Below are 18298 nucleotides of genomic sequence, written 5' to 3' on the forward strand. Positions count from 1 at the left end.
TTTTAGTATTCACCAATTGAAACAATTTGGCCAACATGATTAACCCGAACCTTAAGAATTCCTGTAATACCATTAAGTCCTAATTGTGGTTTATAGGTTATTCCTTTTAGTTCTTTTGGCTCAGCCACTGTCGTTTCCAAGTGGTGTCTAAAGAAGTAGTTTTTTGTGGCAATCTTTTGTATTCGATATAGGTTTGGACTGATCACAGCATAGTTCTCCGGATTGCGGTACCAGTTTTCATCATAATCCAATGGATTAAATATCATATTTCCTTCGTCATCATATCTTGGAAATACAAAATATTCATTTTGTTTCATGGTAAAGAGAAATTGCCATCCATCTTCTTTTTTATACTCCTTATCAATTATAGGATATCCAAGGTTTGCACGTGATGTAGCTTCAAAGAAAGAAACAACTTTTTCGTCTAATTCGTATAATGGTTCTCCATCGTCTGCAAATAATTGCTTACCATTTTTATCGGCTTTGGGTTTACGATAGATTGCCACATGATGATTGTTTCCTGTGTTGACAAAGCTTGTAGGTTGCTTCTTTCCATTCTTGTCAAAAATGAGTTTTCCGTCTTTGTCCCTTTTGTCATGTAGTGCTATCGCATTACTAATACCAGTTATTGTAACTCGTTTAATGGATATTCCCTTTTCCTTATTAAGCCATATAGGGTTTTCTTCGAGGTTTGAGAATGCCTTTTTACTGTCACCGTTATATTTCTCAAGGCGTTCTTGAAGTATAGTTCTTATTCTATTGTCAATGACCTTATCTATTTTTAGTTCAGGCGTGATTTCCTTCCTGATGGTATAAATATCTTCATATGTAATTGTCTTTACCTTTTCTGGAACTTTTTCTGTATGTTCGCGATTTATCCAAACAGGGTTCTTCTCCAAGCTGTTTTTGCCTGTAAATGCTTTTTTAGGATTATCTCCAAATTGATGTATTCTATTTGTGAGAGCTTCGCGGTATGCTTTCTTACAGACAGAGAGAATTTTGTTCATGTCAAAAGAAGCATTGATCTTTTCTTCTCTAATAACAGGAGATTTACTCATTCCATAAATGGTCTCAAGATGTAGCTGACCACGTGGTGTTAGTTGAATGGTACTTTTTGTTCCATTCTTTTTCTTCGTAATGTTGGTATTACGTGTTGCAACTTTGTTTTTAGCTTTGTTCGAAACAATGATACTCTCTAGATGTCGTTTAGCTTCTTTTCTAAACTCATCAATAGGCATTGGAGGTATAAAGCGCAATCTACCATTTCTGTCACGCAGTAACTCTTTTTTCTCTATAGCGTACATAACTTCTGAGCGTTGATTTTTGTCCAGTGTGGCAAGATTGATCTTGTCTAAATCAATATACTGATTAACACTCTTTTGTACTCTTGCATTCAGATTGTTGAGATACTGGATATAGCTTTGTTTTGTAAATGCTATTGTCAAAGCGTCCATTGCGTGATGGCGATGGTCATTACGCTTCGTCCAGTCTTTGATACGTGGAATACGCTGACCGTCCCGACCGATTTCTATTTCAGTTAATCCGAGCTTATTATATTTTTTCCAGTTCAACTCTTGCATGATATTTACAAGCTGCCAGTCATCACGTAATCTGTCGGTTACACTTCCAGTTGTTGGCACAACGACAGCCACGTATTCCTCAAGAATTTCTCTGGCTTTTTTCGCAATATACTGAGAGTCACGAAGGTCACGATTAATGAAGCCACTGGGAATCTCTGCTTCCTTCATTAGTAGTTTTTCTCTTTTTGTCTTGCTTATTGCGCCACTGTTGAATAGGTCTTCTATCTTGCTGGCATATTTCGTAGCATACTCTTTGCCATAATTACTTTCAATAAAGTCAAAGGCAGTCATGTCTCTTTTATCCAGATTGACTTGACGGGCTTCAAGTGTTTTATTGGAGAGGGAGTCATCAAAGAGTTTGGCTTTAGGTACAATATGCTCAATCTCAAATTCTTTGCTGAAAAGTTTTTCCTGTGCTATGTAAGTATCAGAATAAAGTGTTTTGAATGCATTTTTCTCCAGTTCCAAATATAATTTATAACGTATAATATCGTTGTGACTTACATGAGAAAGGTAGAAAGGAGCTCCCTTTAGTGTTTTGACGTATTCTTCGTGTAGTTTTGTTGTCGCATTAATAGATTTGGTCATCTCTTCACGCTCTTTGGCTGACTTCTTGAGTTCGCGGGCGAGTTCAATGCGAATCTCATCCGGTTTTCCATATGTAGCCGAAATTTCATTGACCACGTTAATCATTTGGTTTAGAATCTTTTCTACTACAGGATTGCGCAGACTGTTACGTGGAAGGAGATCTAGTTTATCCTTTAAGGCTTTGTTCTCTATCTCTTCTTTTGTAAGTGATCTAGCGGAATGTCGGTAGCCTGCGTATTCACAAGCGACACTGTAGTCATTGCCGTCCTTCATGTAAGGAAGAATTTTGCGTATGGCCTTAGCACTTAAGCTGGCATAATCTGGTTTGAATACTACATCAGATAGAATTGTAGCGCAATCTTTGTCGAAACCAAACTGTTCGGAAATTTTTTTTATCAATAATTCATTTCCCATAATAGAGTCATCTCCCTCAAACGAATAAAGTAGATGCCATAAGCGGTATGATGCTTGTTGCTCAATAGCATGTCCGTTAATTGAGGAATCAAATGTGAGTATATCAGTATTGAATCCAAGCCCAAAGAAAATATCCTTAACTATGTTTACGACATCATGTGTATCCATTTTTGCAAAGTCGTAACTACCATGTCCAGTCACTTCAATAATCGTTTGATAGGCCTTGAAGAGTTCTGCTTGGGTTGTATTTCCGTCCAGCATTTTGAAATTCATGTCATACTCTTTTGGCTTATCAAAAAGAATTTTGAGTATATCAACTTTTGATAACTTTTCTTTGTAGCTCAGTTCTTCAAATAACCTTTCTTTTTCCTCTTGATATAATGGACGTTTTCCATCCTTGAACGATACTACGTTGTCGAACAAGTCATGTTGAGATACAGGAATAACCTTTCCTGATATGACGACGTCATTAAGCTTTTGCCATATTTTGAACTCTTGAAATAATGGAGATGACTTTGGACATCCCTTTAGTCCGATGGTCTTTTTCTTAGGCTTGCCTTTGATATCAATCGTAACTTTCCTGCTTTCAAACTCGCAGAATGAAATGAGTCCTTTTTGTGATTTTAACGGTCTTTGATAGAATATGATAATATCTTTGATGGTTTTCTTTAATTCTTCTGTCAGTTCTTTGTGAAATTTAGCCTGTGTTTCCCAAATCGTTTCAAATTCATTGAGATAGTCTTGCCTATAGAATACCTTGTTTTTCAAACTGAAATTGGGATTCTTTTTTAATTCTGACATAAGGTATTGGCCGACAGTCTGCTTGTTAAAATAAAGAATCTTACTACGGTCGCTTATACCTCCAAGATAGCCGCTGGCACTACTGATTTGTCCATTAATCTCTTGTAGTACAATAGCAAGCTTTTCTAATTCCATTTTCTGTGAAAGGGCTGAAACACGCCATTGGTATGTTTCAATTTTCTGTTCAAGACCTTTGGTTTGTCGTTTGAAACCAACAATCATAAAAGGCTTTTCACAAATTGCCCATGTCTGACTCTTGTTCTTCCCACTTAGTTCGTCTTTTAGTTTATCTGTCAGAATTTCAGAGTAGAACAGTTGCTGTTTATTCCAGACTTTATTGAACTCGTCTGTTAAATCTGAGCGATAATACTCAGGAAGATACTTCTTTCCATTCTGAAGCATGCGCAATGAAAGCTGCCCAGGCGTAATATTTTCATTGTGTAGTTGCATGGCTATTTCCATCCCATCTATAAGTTGGCCTTCTTCTGTTGTTTTGGCTTTGCGACTGCTTTTATAACCACGCTTCTTATTAATCTGTAGCAATATACGAGCAAATTCAGACAAGCTTACCTCTTCTGTTGCAGCCTTAGCCCTTAGCCTGTAGGTCTCAAATGTCGTATCATTGCCATTCTCTGATAATATGGTCTCATCATTGATAAAACCATGTTGCTTCAATATAGAAATCAGGTAATCGCGACGTAACTTATATCTCTGCAAATTCCTGCGCATGCCACGCTTTAAGGTTCTATTAGCATTGGTAGTTATGCTTTTCCCCTTTTCGAAATTTATACTTTCATCAATGGTCAATGGATTGACTCTGACGCCTAATCGTATGATGGATGAATTTTCTGTGTCATGTTTCTCTTTTTCATTGACTAGCGCCCATCCTATGCTTGTTGTTCCTAAATCAAGACCGAGTATCTTTTTCATAATTTTTATCGTTTTTAGTTATTCTGCCACAAAAATACAATATTATTCTGAATATGTTTGGAACATTCAAAGAAATTATTTATCTTTGCATCACTAATTTTTAGCAAATCACAATAAGGATTATTCCGTTGTGAAAACATTAGGTCCCGGCCCATCGTCCTTCAACGGTGGGCCTTTTCTTCTTGCGGGGAAATGGCAAGACACACTAGGGACGGTTGCGGGTGTTTGTGGCGCTTTGGTTTCTTCTTGCGGGGAAACCGCAAGACACACTAGGGACGGTTGCGGGTGTTTGTGGCGCTTTGGTTTCTTCTTGCGGGGAAATGGCAAGACACACTAGGGACGGTTGCGGGTGTTTGTGGTGCTTTGGTTTCTTCTTGCGGGGAAACCGCAAGACACACTAGGGACGGTTGCGGGTGTTTGTGGTGCTTTGGTTTCTTCTTGCGGGGAAACCGCAAGACACACTAGGGACGGTTGCGGGTGTTTGTGGTGCTTCGGTTTTTTCTTGCGGGGAAACCGCAAGACATGCTAGGGGGCGTATTGGTTGTTTTTTATGGGGTATCTGCATTTTTTTTGATGATGATGGGCGGCGGTTTGCAGGAAAACAGGTAACTTTGCGGCTCTAAACTATACTTGATAATATATAAAAAAGGTGTATGGAAAAGGGGCATAATATGAAACGGCGATGTGAGTTTCATGACTATAGACGGACGGGCATCTACCATATTACTCTTGTACTAAACGATAGAAGAACGCAGGCTTTGGGACGTATCGTGGGTGATCTGAATAGGGATGATGATGATCCGAATGGTCCTCATGTGGCTTTGTCGGCTATTGGCTTGATGGTGCAACGAGAATTGCGGAATAGTATCTCTAAGTACTACCCGATGGTTGAGATTCAGGATTATGTGATTATGCCAGATCATGTGCATTTTATTGCTGTGGTACATAGGGATGTGGTTAGCAGAAATGGTCATGTGATGCATCTGGGACATGTGATTGCTGGTTTTAAGAAGGGGTGTAATAGGCTCTTTTGGGAAATGACTGGGATGGAAAGGCAGACGGATGGCTATGTGGAAGGTGAAAAGGTGCCATCGAAGGCGTGTAGTGACAGACCTTCTCTTTTTGACTCAGGCTATGTGGACGTGATGCCTCTGCAAAGCGAACAGTTGGAGCAGCAGCGGCAATATATCAGGAAGAACCCAAGAATGCGCTTGATTCGTATGTCAAGCTGTGGGGGACTGAGGATTCAGAAGGGTGGTGTTGATACAGCATTGACATTTCCTGCTCTGCATGGCTATCTGGAACGGGAGTGCGATGCCTCGCAAATGGATAACGGGACTTGGCTGATGCTGAAGGAACGGTTGCTGGATGAAGGTGGAAAGGTGGGTTGTAACACTTATGGTCACAGGAGCTTGTTGCAGAAACGGCTGTTGCCAGTGGTGTGTCATCGTAAGGACAAGTCCCTCTTTGGACGACAGAAGCAGCGGTGTCTGCAGGCGGCCAGGGATGGGGCTGTGTTGGTGTCTGCCCGCATAGCCAAAGGCGAGCAGGATATTATGGCGGCAGTGATGGCGCAAGGCTCTGCTGTGATTATTGTGCTAGATAATGGTTTTGCGGAGATGTATCATCCTTCGGAAGAGAAGATGCAGGCCTGCCTTGAGGGTCGGCTACTGTTTGCGACGCCTTGGCATTATCGCTACCATCGCAGGGATGAGAAGATATCAGTGGCAGAGTGCAAATCGATGAACTGTATAGTGCAGGCATTATGCCGCCGACGTGACGACTGGTGGCAATATGATGAATAGTGTAATGCCGTGGTTCCCCCACGGTATTTTTTTTCTACCATTATCTCTACCGCGAAGGTGCTTGCTTTGGCTTGTGAATTGTTGTACCTTTGCACCGTCGAAAGGAATGAGAGACATCCCGACAAGGATATACCAACCTTATATACCTTAATAATTATAATAGAAAACCATGAGAACACAAACACAACTGACGGAGCATTTCTCGCTCCAAGAAATGACGGCTTCGGGAACGGCCATCCGGCTGGGACTGAAAAACGAGCCTGGACAGAAAGAGGTGGAAGCGCTGAGGCATCTCTGTGAAGATGTGCTGGAACCACTGAGACAACGATTCGGACGTGTCATCATTGCAAGCGGCTATCGCTGTGAAGCAGTAAACAGTGCTGTGGGGGGAGTAGCGAACTCACAACACATGCGCGGCGAGGCGGCCGACATTCACTGCGGATCAAGGCAGACGGCACAGCGCTACTTCCTCTTTATCAGCGAGCAGCTGGAGTTCGACCAACTGCTGCTGGAGCGACGACTCAGCAATGGCTGCTGCTGGATTCACGTGAGCTACATCTTCCAGCCGGGAAGAAGGCCTAACAGGCGTATGGCCAGGGAACTCGATGTTTAAGAGAATAATCAATGTGCAGAGGCACAAACATAGTAAACAACAAATTTTTTTAACCATTTAAAACACACAAAAAATTATGAAACTGTTTTTTAAGAAGTATGTCAACGAAGTGAAGAATTCAAAGATGTTCGGTAAGTGGTATGCCCGCGTGGCCATCACCGAGACCGTGGGTATCGAAGAGATTGCCGTGAAGATGCAGGACAGCTGTACGTTGAAGCGTGCCGACATCCTGGCTGTGCTGAGTGAGTTGGGTCCCACGGTGCGCGACCTGCTTCAGGACTCAAAGCGCGTGAAGCTGCCCTATCTGGGTTCATTTAAGTTGGCCATCAGCACCACTGGAGCCGATAGTGCCGAGGCATTTACAGCCAGCAACGTGAAGAGCGTGAGGGTGGCTTTCCAGCCTGAGACCCACATCTCGGCCGACAAACACCGCGTGAAGGAGCTGACCAGTGGCTGCCGACTGATGGAGTTGCCCGAGTATGGCTACTCGAAGGGCGAGGATGTGGAGAATAACGACTGATCTGGTGGAATAAACGAAACAAGGCGCAGATTATGAAGAAGATGGATATTTGGAAGTTTATACTACAGACCACCATTGCCGTGCTGACGGCTATTGCCACCTCGCTGGGTGTGATATCGTGTGTGGCAGGATAGGCAGCCACGCTGACAACAGACAACTTGGACCATGGCGCACTGAGGCTGTGGTCCAAGTTTCTTTGTTTTGTTAATAAATCATAAGAATAAGGGGGTGGGGTAGTGGTTCTTTCGTGAATAATCTACTTTTGTATAATAATAGTGGTAGTAATATGAATATGTGTTGGTTGCGCTACATGGGGCTGCTGTTGCTCCTGATATGTAGTGGTTTAAAAGCTTCGGAATATCAATTCAGACATTACGACACCAACAACGGGTTGTCGCAGAACTCGGTGATGTCTATCATTCAAGACAGCATGGGTTTTATGTGGTTTGGCACCAACGATGGCATGAACCGCTTTGACGGTCGTTCGTTTAAGGTCTATCATAAGGGTAGTGGCGCTAACCAGTTGGGTAGCGACCGTATTGGTGTGATGTATGAAGCACCCAACCACGAGTTGTGGGTGGGTACGGATCACGGTATCTATATCTATTCGCCAACGACCGATTCCTTTCGCAGGTTTACCACAAAGACTGCTATTGGCGAGAGCATTGAGCGTCAGGTCAACGTGATTACGGGCGATGCGCACCGTGTGCTGATAGGCTGTAATAACGAGGGTGTGTATATCTATGACTTACAGCATGGACAGTTGGTGCATCATAAGCTGGAGGGCTATCCGGCTGTGTCGAGCATGTATGTGGACAGCGAACAGACCATCTGGATAGGCTTCTATGAGAGTGGCCTCTCGTTTACACGCAATCTGTTTAAGACGATAGTGAGCTTCACGGGGGCTAATGGACGTAATATCATGGAGCACCAGACGATCATGGGAATGACCTCTACTGAGCAGGGACGTTTCTTTATCTGCTCGTCGGCATCGGGACTGTCTGAACTGAACATCCCCGAGAAGCAGCTGAAACCACTCATCTCTTCTCTTGACGGAAAGGAACTTTATGCCAGAGACCTTATCAAGAGCGATGACCAACTGCTCATGGCTACAGAGAGTGGGCTGTTTGCCTACAATATGAGCAGCAACACTTATACGCACTATAAATATGAAGCCACCAATCCTTTCTCTCTGTCGGACAACTCGTTGCAGAAGGTGTTCAGAGACAAGGATGGAGGTATCTGGGTGGGTTCTTATTTCGGTGGCGTGTGCTATGCACCACGTATGGCGTATGCTTTCAACAACTATATGCCGCGCGTCGATGTGGCAGGCTCACTGCATGGCAGGCGAGTGGGACAGATGGTTGAGGCTGCCAACGGACATATTCTGGTGGCCACCGAGGATGGCGGACTGAACCGACTGGACCCTGCGACAGGACGCTTTGAACACCTGGCAGCCAGTGTGGCCTTCCCCAATGTGCAGAGCCTGTGTCTGGTGGGCAACGAGGTGTGGGCAGGCACACTGAACAACGGTTTGAAGGTGATGGACGTCAACACCGGGCGCTTGTTGCGCAGCTATGAGTCGAGCAGTGAAGACGGACAGTTGCACGACAACTTCATCCTGACGCTAGAGAAGGCCAGGCAGAGCAACAACGTCTATGTAGGAACGCTGGGCGGCGTGTATTGCTACGACCCGGCACAGGACAGATTCAACCACCTCAAGGAGTTGCCGCAGCAGATTGTGAAAGACATTATGGAGGACAGACGACACAACCTGTGGGTGGCTATCTATGATTGTGGCGTGTTTCTGCGCAAAGCAGGTAGCAAGCAGTGGCAACATTTCCGTGAGGCAGATGGCACGCTGGCCAGCAATAATGTGGTGGGCCTCTGCGAGACATCGCATGGCGATATATGGGTTTATACCGACTGTAACGGTGCCAGCCTGTATGACAAGAAGAAACGCCGCTTTGAGCACGTGCCCATACCCAGCTTCTGTTCGCAGCGCGTGGTGCAGAGCATGGTGGAAGACAGGATGGGACAGCTATGGCTGACCACCAACGAAGGACTGATGTGCTACAACCCCGACGACCGTTCTACCCGCATCTATTCCACCGCTAACGGTCTGCTGGATAACAATTTCAGCAGCAACTCTTCGCTGTGCAGCTCTAAGGGACAAATCTATCTGGGATGCCAGTCGGGCTTGGTGGCCTTCTCGCCCGAGAGTTTCCTGGGGGTGGCTTCGGCCCCGGTCATCATTGCCACAGAGCTGATGTTGCAGGGAAGCGTGGTGGACAACTTTACGCCAGAGTCTCCACTGACAGAGAGCATCACCGTGACACGTGAACTGACGCTGAACCACAATCAAAACGCATTCTCGCTGAAGATATCGGTGCTGTCCTATCGCGATGCACACATGCGGCAGATAGCCTATTACCTGGAGGGTTTCGATCATGAATGGCAAAACCTGTATAGTGATAACTATATCAGATACACCAACCTGCCGCCAGGTAATTATGTGTTGCACGTGCAGGACATGTCGAACATCGGTAAGACCGCAGAGCCCTATACGTTGCGCATCACCGTACTGCGCCCTTGGTATCAACGCTGGTGGGCATGGCTGCTCTATCTGTTGCTGATGACAGGTGTCGGTCTGGTGGTCTATCGTTATCTCAAAGAGCGTTCGCGCATGAACAGGCAACTGGCCATGGAGAAATTTGAGCACGAGAAGCAGCAGGAGCTATACCAGAGCAAGATCAGCTTCTTCACCAATGTGGCTCATGAGATACGTACGCCGCTGACACTGATAAAGGGGCCACTGACGGATATACTGCAGAAAGATATTCGTGATGATGAAGACCGCGAGAATCTGAACATCATGGACCAGAACGTGACGCGATTGCTGGATCTGACTAACCAGTTGTTGGACTTTCGTAAGATTGAACGCGACGGACTGCGACTGAACTTCCAGCATTGTAACATCGGACAGATCGTGAATGATGTGTATAAGCGCTTCGGACCACTGATGCAGCAGCGTGGCATTGAGGGAAACATCGTGCTGCCTGAAACACCACTGATGGCATGGGTGGACCGTGAAGCACTGACCAAGATCGTGAGCAACTTGCTGACCAACGCCACGAAGTACTGTGAGCATCAAGTCAGCGTGGAGGTGAAAGCCAGCGAAGAACAGGTGGAGATCATCACACGCAATGACGGACGGCTGATCGATGCTCAGCTGCGACAACAGATCTTCAAGCCGTTCTATCGTGCAGACAATGCCGAGGCCAAGACGGGTACAGGCATTGGTCTGGCATTGGCTCGCTCTTTGGCCGAGTTGCACGGAGGCAACCTGGAGATCATAGACGATGCCGCACTCAACGTGTTCCGACTGCTGCTGCCCATAGAGCAACAAGACCATGTGATGAGGCTGGACGAAGAAGTGGTTGTCGCCGACACGGAAATAGTGGAAACGGACGAGCAGTCCGACCGCAATCAACTGCCAACGGTATTGATAGTAGAGGATAATGCTGCCTTGCTGGCTCATGAGAAGAACCACCTGCAACGCCATTATCGTGTGCTGACAGCCATCAATGGCGAACAGGCACTGAAGGTGCTGACCGATAGTGACGTGGACATCATCGTGTCGGATGTGATGATGGAACCTATGGATGGCTTCGAACTGTGCCAGTACGTGAAGAGCGACGTGAACTTCAGTCATATACCCGTGATTCTGCTGACGGCCCTGACACTGGACTCAGCAAAGATACAAGGTATGGAGAGTGGTGCTGACAGCTACATAGAGAAACCGTTCTCAATGGACTACCTGCTCAGTGTGATTCAGAACCTGCTCCGTTCGCGACAAAGCATCAAGCAGGCTTATGCCACTTCGCCATTCCTGCAACAAGACACGGTGTCGATATCGAAGGCCGACGAAGAGTTCATGAAACGACTGGAGAAGGTGATGACTGCCAACATGACGAATAATGATTTCGACATTAATGCGCTGGCCAGTGAGATGTGTATGAGTCGCACGAACTTAAACAGGAAAATGCGTGGCTTGTTTAACCTTACACCCAATAATTATATTAAGGTGGAACGACTGAAACGGGCAGCGCTGTTGCTCAAACAAGGCGAGACAAAGATCAATGAGGTGTGCTACATGGTGGGATTCAGTTCGCCCAGCTACTTCACGCAGTGCTTCCAAAAACAGTTTGGAATGTTGCCTAAGGAGTTCGTCAACCAGAAAAATGCACGAGAATAGTGCGATTGGTTCTTTTTTGATGCTTTTGTGTTCTTTTTTTATAGTCGATAATTGGAATAGTACGTACTTTTGCAGCGTGTTCAATTTACCAATTTATTTAGTAACCTAAAAACAAAAACATTATGCAAAAAGTTTACTTTTCAAGTGTACGCAGAATGGTAGCCGCAATGGCTCTCTGCGTGGTGGCTATGAGTGCACAGGCTACTCCCTACAAAAACATTCATGTGCAGCTGGTGGCTAACGAGACAGGACGCGGTGTGGTCTATATGAAGACAGAAGACCCATCCAACCAGCAGACCCGAAAGGCTGAGTCGATCACGCTGAAGGCTACGATTGGCGAGAACGGCAACGACCTGACTCGTGAGGAAGGTGATCCGCTGCGCGGATTCTATCAGGTGGGACTTTTCGGAGAACCAGAGGACGGCTACGTGCTGGCTGGCTTCAGTCTTGTGAAGAAGGCAGACAACGAGTACACAAAGGCCGACCTGCTTGTGGCCCCCACAACCGATAGTAATGGATGGACAGACCCTTACGTTGCCGATGGTGGACTGGTGTTCAATGCTAACTGCCCGCGTGATGTCGATGCCCAGACAGATGAAAATGCTGGATATACTTCTGATATGGCGCGTGAGGATGCGCGAGCCAAGGATAACTGGAACGTAGAGCCAGACCATGTGGTCTATGCGGTGTTCTTGCCAGAGGGCACTGTGCTGCCTGATGGTGACAATCCTGACAAGATCAACAACGTGGTGCGTCAGACTTCTAAGGCGCAGGTATTCACGCTCAGTGGTCAGAAAGTCAGCGCCATGCGCAAAGGTATCTATATATTCAATGGAAAGAAGATCATAAGATAAATGTTTTTAAGGAAGGTTTTTATTCGGCTCATCGTTGTGGCAACGGTCTTATGGCTGTTGCCCGCGATGGGCTTTTCTCAAACCGACGAGGATGGGCTGGCCACTGATATCAAGACATCGCTACTCAGTGTGGCTCCCGGCTATACCATCTATACGGCACATGGTCATTGCGCCTTGCGTCTGCAATGTCCGTCGGCAGGATTAGATCTTTCTTTCACTTATGGACTCGATGATACGGCAGGTAATCGGCTGGCATTCTTTACCGGTGATGCCATGGGGGAATACTCTGTTGCGCATACCAGTGATTATCTGCAAGACTACATCAACGAGGGGCGACAGGTGGTGGAGTATGAGTTGAACCTCAGTCTGCAACAGAAGAGACGACTGTGGGAACTGCTTGATAACGAGCTGGCACGTGGTGCCTTTCGTCAATATAACTACCTGACGACCAACTGCGCCAGCATGTGCGCTTATGCCGTGACCAGTGCATTGCAGAACGATACAAAGCTGGTGTATGATTCTATCTCGCCGATACTGAATGGTACCTATCGCAACTTTGTGCATCACATCTCTAAAGACCGCCCATGGGTGGACTTCTTTTGGAACACTCTCTTGGGGGCCGAGGGCGACAAAGTGGGACAAAAAGGGCAAAAGTATTCGCCATCGCTACTCGTGGAGACATGGCAGCATGCGTCTGTTGTGGATACGATGGGCAGCCGACGCCCGTTGCTGTTAGAGAACAACGGGCATGTGCTGATAGCTGGCAATGACGGTCATGACACAGGGTGGTTTACGCCGACCCGGTGTTTCATCATCGTGCTGCTATTGATGGTGGCGCTCACCATAGCCGAGCAACAAGGACGTTTGCGCAAACTGACAATAGCAGTCGATGGGTTACTGCTACTGTCGCAGGCGGTGATAGGACTGGCCTTGTGCTACACCACATTCTGTTCTTCGCTTGACGGAACATCGGGTAATTGGTATGTGTTGGTGTTCAACCCGTTGCCGTTATTGTTATGGCTCGTTCTTCACCAGTGGTCGGGATTCCGTCACTTGGTATTAGGCTATTTCTTATTATTGATTGTATTCATATTGCTCACGCCTTTTGTTTCTCAGATTGACACTTCTCATGGTTTAGTCGTAATGATACTGGCAGTAAGATGTCTGTCGAATGCTAAGAGGAAGAAGACTGTTAACGGATAATTAACTATGATGACACGACTATTAAAAATCTTACTGTGTTCTACGTTTGTTTTGACTGTTGAGGCGCAGCCCAGAAACTTCTTTGTAGATGGCTTTCATGGCGGACTTTACGGTCACTATCCTCTGGACACCTACACGCAGTTTATGGTAGATCAGTTAGAACGGCATCCCGACTGGTGTATTGGTTTGGAGATAGAACCCGAGACATGGGACACCGTGGCGGTGCGCACTCCCGAAGCCTACCGTCTGTTTCAGAAGAAAATGTTGAGTTCGCAGGTTGAGGTGACCAATCCTACCTATGCGCAGCCCTATCTATATAATATCAATGGTGAGAGCATCATTCGCCAGTTTCAGTATGGCATGCAGAAGTTGCGCAGCCATTTTCCCGGTATCACGTTTAATACCTACAGCAGTGAAGAGCCTTGTTTCACAAGTCAGTTGCCACAGCTGCTGAGACTGTTGGGCTTTAAGTATATGGTGCTGAAGTGTCCCGACACCTGTTGGGGTGGTTATACGGAAGCACATGGCGGTCAGCTGGTGAATCTTGTGGGCCCAGACGGTAGCAAGATGATAGCTGTGCCACGCTATGCCTGCGAGAAACTGCAGGAAGGGTCGGTGTGGCAGACCATTGGTTGGACTAACTCTGACGAATATATCCAAATATGTGAGAAGGCAGGCATCCAGAATCCTGTGGGCATGTGCTATCAGGATGCCGGTTGGAACTATGGCCCCTGGTTGCGAGACCGCAAGGGAAAGACGCAGTATGTGAGATGGACGGACTATATAGACCGTTACACCCAGAAGAAGAATGTGGAGGAATGGCGGTGGACTCAAGAGGATGTCCATCCAGGGCTGATGTGGGGCTCACAGGTGATGCAACGCATAGGCCGACAGGTGCGCCAGGCTGAGAACATGCTGGTGCAGGCCGAGAAACTCAGTGTGCTGACGGGCTACCACATAGACCAGCCACTGTTGGACGAGGCGTGGCGCACACTGATGCTGGCGCAGCACCACGACTCGTGGATTGTGCCTTATAACATGTTGAAAAGCTATGGCACATGGGCAGACGCTATCCACATGTGGACCGACAGTACCGTGGCGACAGCTTGCAGGATGATGAATGATGCTAAGGTCGTTGGCAACGGTGATGGACCTTACGTCACGTTTTACAATACAACGGCTCATCGCCGACAAGAGGTGGCTAGTACAGAAGACGGCCGACTGCTATGGGTCGATGTGCCTGCGTTTGGACAGGTGACATGTAGGGTCGATACGGCCATTATACCACAGGCACGTACGGACAGATGGCATGGTGAGACTACGGCTGTCTTGGAAAACGACCAATATCGATTGACGTTCGACCTGAAGCGAGGGGGCGTTATCAGCAGTTGGATAGATAAACAGCAAGGCGGACGAGAACTGGTTAGTCAGGTTGACACGCCATGTTTTGGTGAGCTGAAAGGCTATTTCGAGAATTGCGGGGGCATACGTTCCTCTACAGAGAACGTGGCGACGGCAACATGTTTGGCAGACCACCCACTGAAACAGCAGATCCGTATAGACGGCATGGTGGCAGGTGTCCCTTTCTCGCATACCGTCACATTGATACCGGGACAGCGCCGCGTGGACTGTCAACTGGCAATCCACTGGACGGAAGACACCTCCGTGGGTGATCCCTTCCGCTATCGCAGTAATGCCAATCGCACACCTTATTACGATACACGCTACATGTTGCGATTGCTCTTTCCTGTAGCCCTGCAGCAACCCCGGTTGAGCAAGGATGCACCATTTGATGTCTGCGAGAGCAGGTTGGAAGACACTTTCTTCAACCGATGGGACAGCATCAAACACAATGTGGTGCTGAACTGGGTGGACCTCAGTGAAGGAAAAAAAGGACATGGCTTTGCTGTGTTGACAGACCATACCACCAGCTACTCTTATGGTGCAGACGAGCCTCTGGCGCTGACCGTACAGTATGCGGGCGATGGACTATGGTGGCGACGCTACCCTATAGATGGTGAGTCGATGATGAACTATGCACTGATACCTCATCAAGGAAAATGGGACCAGGCAGGACTGTCACAGATGGTGGCAGATTGGCACAACCCATTGGTTGCCTCGGCATGTCATGCTCAGCAGCAAGCGGCACGTCAGATGCTTTCTGCCACTTGTCAGCTCAGTGCAGCCATGATGCAGGCTGATGGTGCCGTCATGCTGAGGCTTTTCAATGCTGACGGGACCACAGGACGCGAACAACTGAAACTGGGTTTCCCCGTGAAAGATATTGTTGAGGTTGACCTCAACGGAAGGCCGTTAGCTCACTATCAACCTGATGCGAAGGGTACCGTCAGCATGAAGATGCCACGTTTCGCCATTAAGACACTGAAAGTATATCCGATAAGATAAAATCCCTATCATACAGTTATGCAGACACGAGAATACCTATCACATTGGGCTTTGATACCCATTGTTGGAAGCTTGCTATGCTTTTCAAATATAAAAGCTCAAACCCCTGCGGATGTTGTTAATCCATTTATTGGCGCATCGACAAATGTGGATGCCGCAGGAGCTTATCATGGACTGGGAAAGACCTTTCCTGGTGCGACAACACCTTTTGGATTGGTTCAGGTTAGTCCACAGACTATCACAGGCGGTGACAACGGTTCTGGTTATAGTTATGAACACAAGACAATAGAAGGCTTTGCCATGACGCAGATGAGCGGTATAGGATGGAATGGCGACCTTGGCAATTTCCTGGTGATGCCTACTACAGGACCAATGAAGACCATTGCAGGCATTGAAGGAAAACGGCCGGGGTGGCGCTCGCATCTGGATAAGTCGAAAGAGGTGGTTTGTGCAGGCTATTATTCTGCCGAGTTGACGGATTATGATATACGGGTAGAGGCCTCTGCCACGCCTCATGGTGGCATCCTGAGGATGACATTTCCGAAAAATGACCAGTCTCGTATTCAGATTGATCTGGCACGAAGAGTGGGGGGAACAGCCGAGGAGGAGTATGTCAGAGTGATCGATGAGCACACCATCGAGGGATGGATGCGATGCACCCCAGACGGTGGAGGCTGGGGCGACGGACAAGGCAAAGGCTTATACACGATATATTTCCACGCAGAGGTGTCGCAACCGATGAAGGACTATGGTTTCTGGTCGGCAGCAATTACTGATGACATGAGCAGACACAATGATGATGTGGTGAGCAACAAGTATTTGGACATCGTCGAAAAGGCTGAGATCATTCGTGGTCGTCAGTCGTTGCAGGGCCGACATATTGGTTTCTTCACTCAATTTGCCACCGACCCCAACGAGCAGGTAGAGATGAAGGTTGGCATCTCGTTTGTGGACCAAGAAGGCGCACGCAAGAACTATGAGGCGGAATTGCGAAACAAAGACTTTGAGGCTATTCGACAAGCTGCCAAAGCAATGTGGAACAAAGAACTGAGTCGCATAGAGGTGGAAGGCGGTACTGCCGATGAGCGAACCATTTTCTACACTGCCCTTTATCACACGATGATTGACCCTCGTGTCTATACCGATGTGGATGGACGCTACGTGGGGGGTGACTATCAGATACACCGGAGCGATGGCACGTTTACCAAACGCACCATCTTCAGTGGATGGGATGTGTTCCGTTCGCAGATGCCCTTACAGACGATCATAAATCCTACGTTGGTTAATGATATGCTGGGCTCGCTGATTTCTTTGGCCGAGCAGAGTGGGAAAGAGTATTATGAGCGCTGGGAGTTTCTGAACAGCTACTCGGGATGTATGCTCGGCAACCCAGCTATCTCGGTGTTGGCAGATGCCTATGCCAAAGGTATTCGTGGCTATGATATAGAAAAAGCCTACCAGTATGCAAAGAACTCGTCGGCAAAGTTTGGCAATGACAAACTTGGATTTACGCCAGGCACACTTGGACTGTCGCACACATTGGAGTATGCTTATACCGATTGGTGTGTGGCTCAGTTGGCTAAAGCACTGGGGAAGAAGTCCGACGAGAAGACGTTTATGAAGAAAAGTCAGGCCTACAGACTGATGTTTGACAAGGAGAAAGGGTGGTTTCGTCCGCGCAACGAAGACGGTACGTGGGTGGAATGGCCCGAGCAGGGACGCCTGCAGGAGTGGTATGGCGCAATGGAGAGCAATGCCCTGCAGCAAGGCTGGTTCGTGCCACATGATGTGAAGGGAATGGTTGGTTTGATGGGTGGCAGAAAAGCCGTGCTGAAAGATTTGCAATGGATGTTTGAACAGACGCCTGAGGATATGTTTTGGAACGTGTATTACAATCATGCCAACGAGCCAGTTCATTTCGTTCCATATCTTTTCAATCAGTTGGGTGCCCCTTGGCTGACGCAGTATTGGACTCGCTACATTTGTGCGCATGCCTATAAAAATAAGGTAGAAGGACTTTGTGGAAATGAGGATGTGGGACAGATGTCGGCATGGTATGTGCTGACGGCCTCAGGCATTCATCAGGCATGTCCCGGTGACACACGTTTTGAGATTACGTCACCAGTATTCTCAAAGGTAACTTTCCACCTGCCAAATGGCAAGACATTCTGTATCAAGGCAAGCAATAATTCTCAGGATCATATCTACATAGAGAAGATGACCCTTAATGGCAAAGCCCATAAACAGTGCTTTATCGATTTTAAAGATATAGAACAGGGCGGGCTGTTGGAAATGCAGATGAGTAGTAAGCCGAATAAGTAATTGT

10 protein-coding genes are annotated in these 18298 nt (G+C 47.0%); 9 read left to right on the plus strand and 1 reads right to left on the minus strand.

Annotation, left to right across the window (positions count from 1 at the left end):
- Nucleotides 1–2: 2 nt before the first annotated feature.
- The gene (gene cas9 / locus L6472_RS00070) at nucleotides 3–4313 is read right to left on the minus strand and encodes a type II CRISPR RNA-guided endonuclease Cas9 (protein ID WP_237806045.1); all 4311 of its coding nucleotides are present in this window, start codon (nucleotides 4311–4313) and stop codon (nucleotides 3–5) included.
- 671 nt (nucleotides 4314–4984) lie between these two features.
- Here cas9 and L6472_RS00075 point away from each other — a divergent pair.
- The 9 genes from L6472_RS00075 (at nucleotide 4985) to L6472_RS00115 (ending at nucleotide 18294) form a co-directional block, all read left to right on the plus strand.
- On the plus strand, nucleotides 4985–6118 hold the full coding sequence (locus tag L6472_RS00075) for a transposase (RefSeq protein ID WP_237806046.1): 1134 nt from the start codon (nucleotides 4985–4987) through the stop codon (nucleotides 6116–6118).
- Between the two features lie 169 nt (nucleotides 6119–6287).
- Nucleotides 6288–6731: a D-Ala-D-Ala carboxypeptidase family metallohydrolase gene (locus L6472_RS00080; protein WP_237806048.1), complete on the plus strand. Its 444-nt coding sequence runs from the start codon at nucleotides 6288–6290 to the stop codon at nucleotides 6729–6731.
- A gap of 76 nt (nucleotides 6732–6807) precedes the next feature.
- Nucleotides 6808–7251: an HU family DNA-binding protein gene (locus tag L6472_RS00085; protein ID WP_237806050.1), complete on the plus strand. Its 444-nt coding sequence runs from the start codon at nucleotides 6808–6810 to the stop codon at nucleotides 7249–7251.
- Nucleotides 7252–7283: 32 nt separating this feature from the next.
- On the plus strand, nucleotides 7284–7385 hold the full coding sequence (locus L6472_RS00090; RefSeq protein ID WP_237806052.1) for a smalltalk protein: 102 nt from the start codon (nucleotides 7284–7286) through the stop codon (nucleotides 7383–7385).
- A gap of 113 nt (nucleotides 7386–7498) precedes the next feature.
- On the plus strand, nucleotides 7499–11509 hold the full coding sequence (locus L6472_RS00095; RefSeq protein ID WP_237806054.1) for a two-component regulator propeller domain-containing protein: 4011 nt from the start codon (nucleotides 7499–7501) through the stop codon (nucleotides 11507–11509).
- Between the two features lie 122 nt (nucleotides 11510–11631).
- Nucleotides 11632–12363 (plus strand): hypothetical protein, encoded by a 732-nt coding sequence (locus L6472_RS00100; RefSeq protein ID WP_237806057.1) that lies wholly within the window; start codon nucleotides 11632–11634, stop codon nucleotides 12361–12363.
- 36 nt (nucleotides 12364–12399) lie between these two features.
- Nucleotides 12400–13566 (plus strand): DUF4105 domain-containing protein, encoded by a 1167-nt coding sequence (locus L6472_RS00105; protein WP_237806059.1) that lies wholly within the window; start codon nucleotides 12400–12402, stop codon nucleotides 13564–13566.
- A 6-nt stretch (nucleotides 13567–13572) separates the two neighbouring features.
- Entirely contained in the window at nucleotides 13573–15972 is a 2400-nt protein-coding gene (locus L6472_RS00110; RefSeq protein WP_237806061.1) for a glycoside hydrolase family 38 C-terminal domain-containing protein, read from the plus strand.
- Between the two features lie 18 nt (nucleotides 15973–15990).
- A complete protein-coding gene (locus L6472_RS00115; RefSeq protein ID WP_237806063.1) occupies nucleotides 15991–18294 on the plus strand; it encodes a GH92 family glycosyl hydrolase in 2304 nt (767 codons plus the stop codon).
- Nucleotides 18295–18298 lie beyond the last annotated feature (4 nt).

This window comes from Prevotella sp. E13-17 (genome assembly GCF_022024035.1).
Taxonomy (GTDB): domain Bacteria; phylum Bacteroidota; class Bacteroidia; order Bacteroidales; family Bacteroidaceae; genus Prevotella.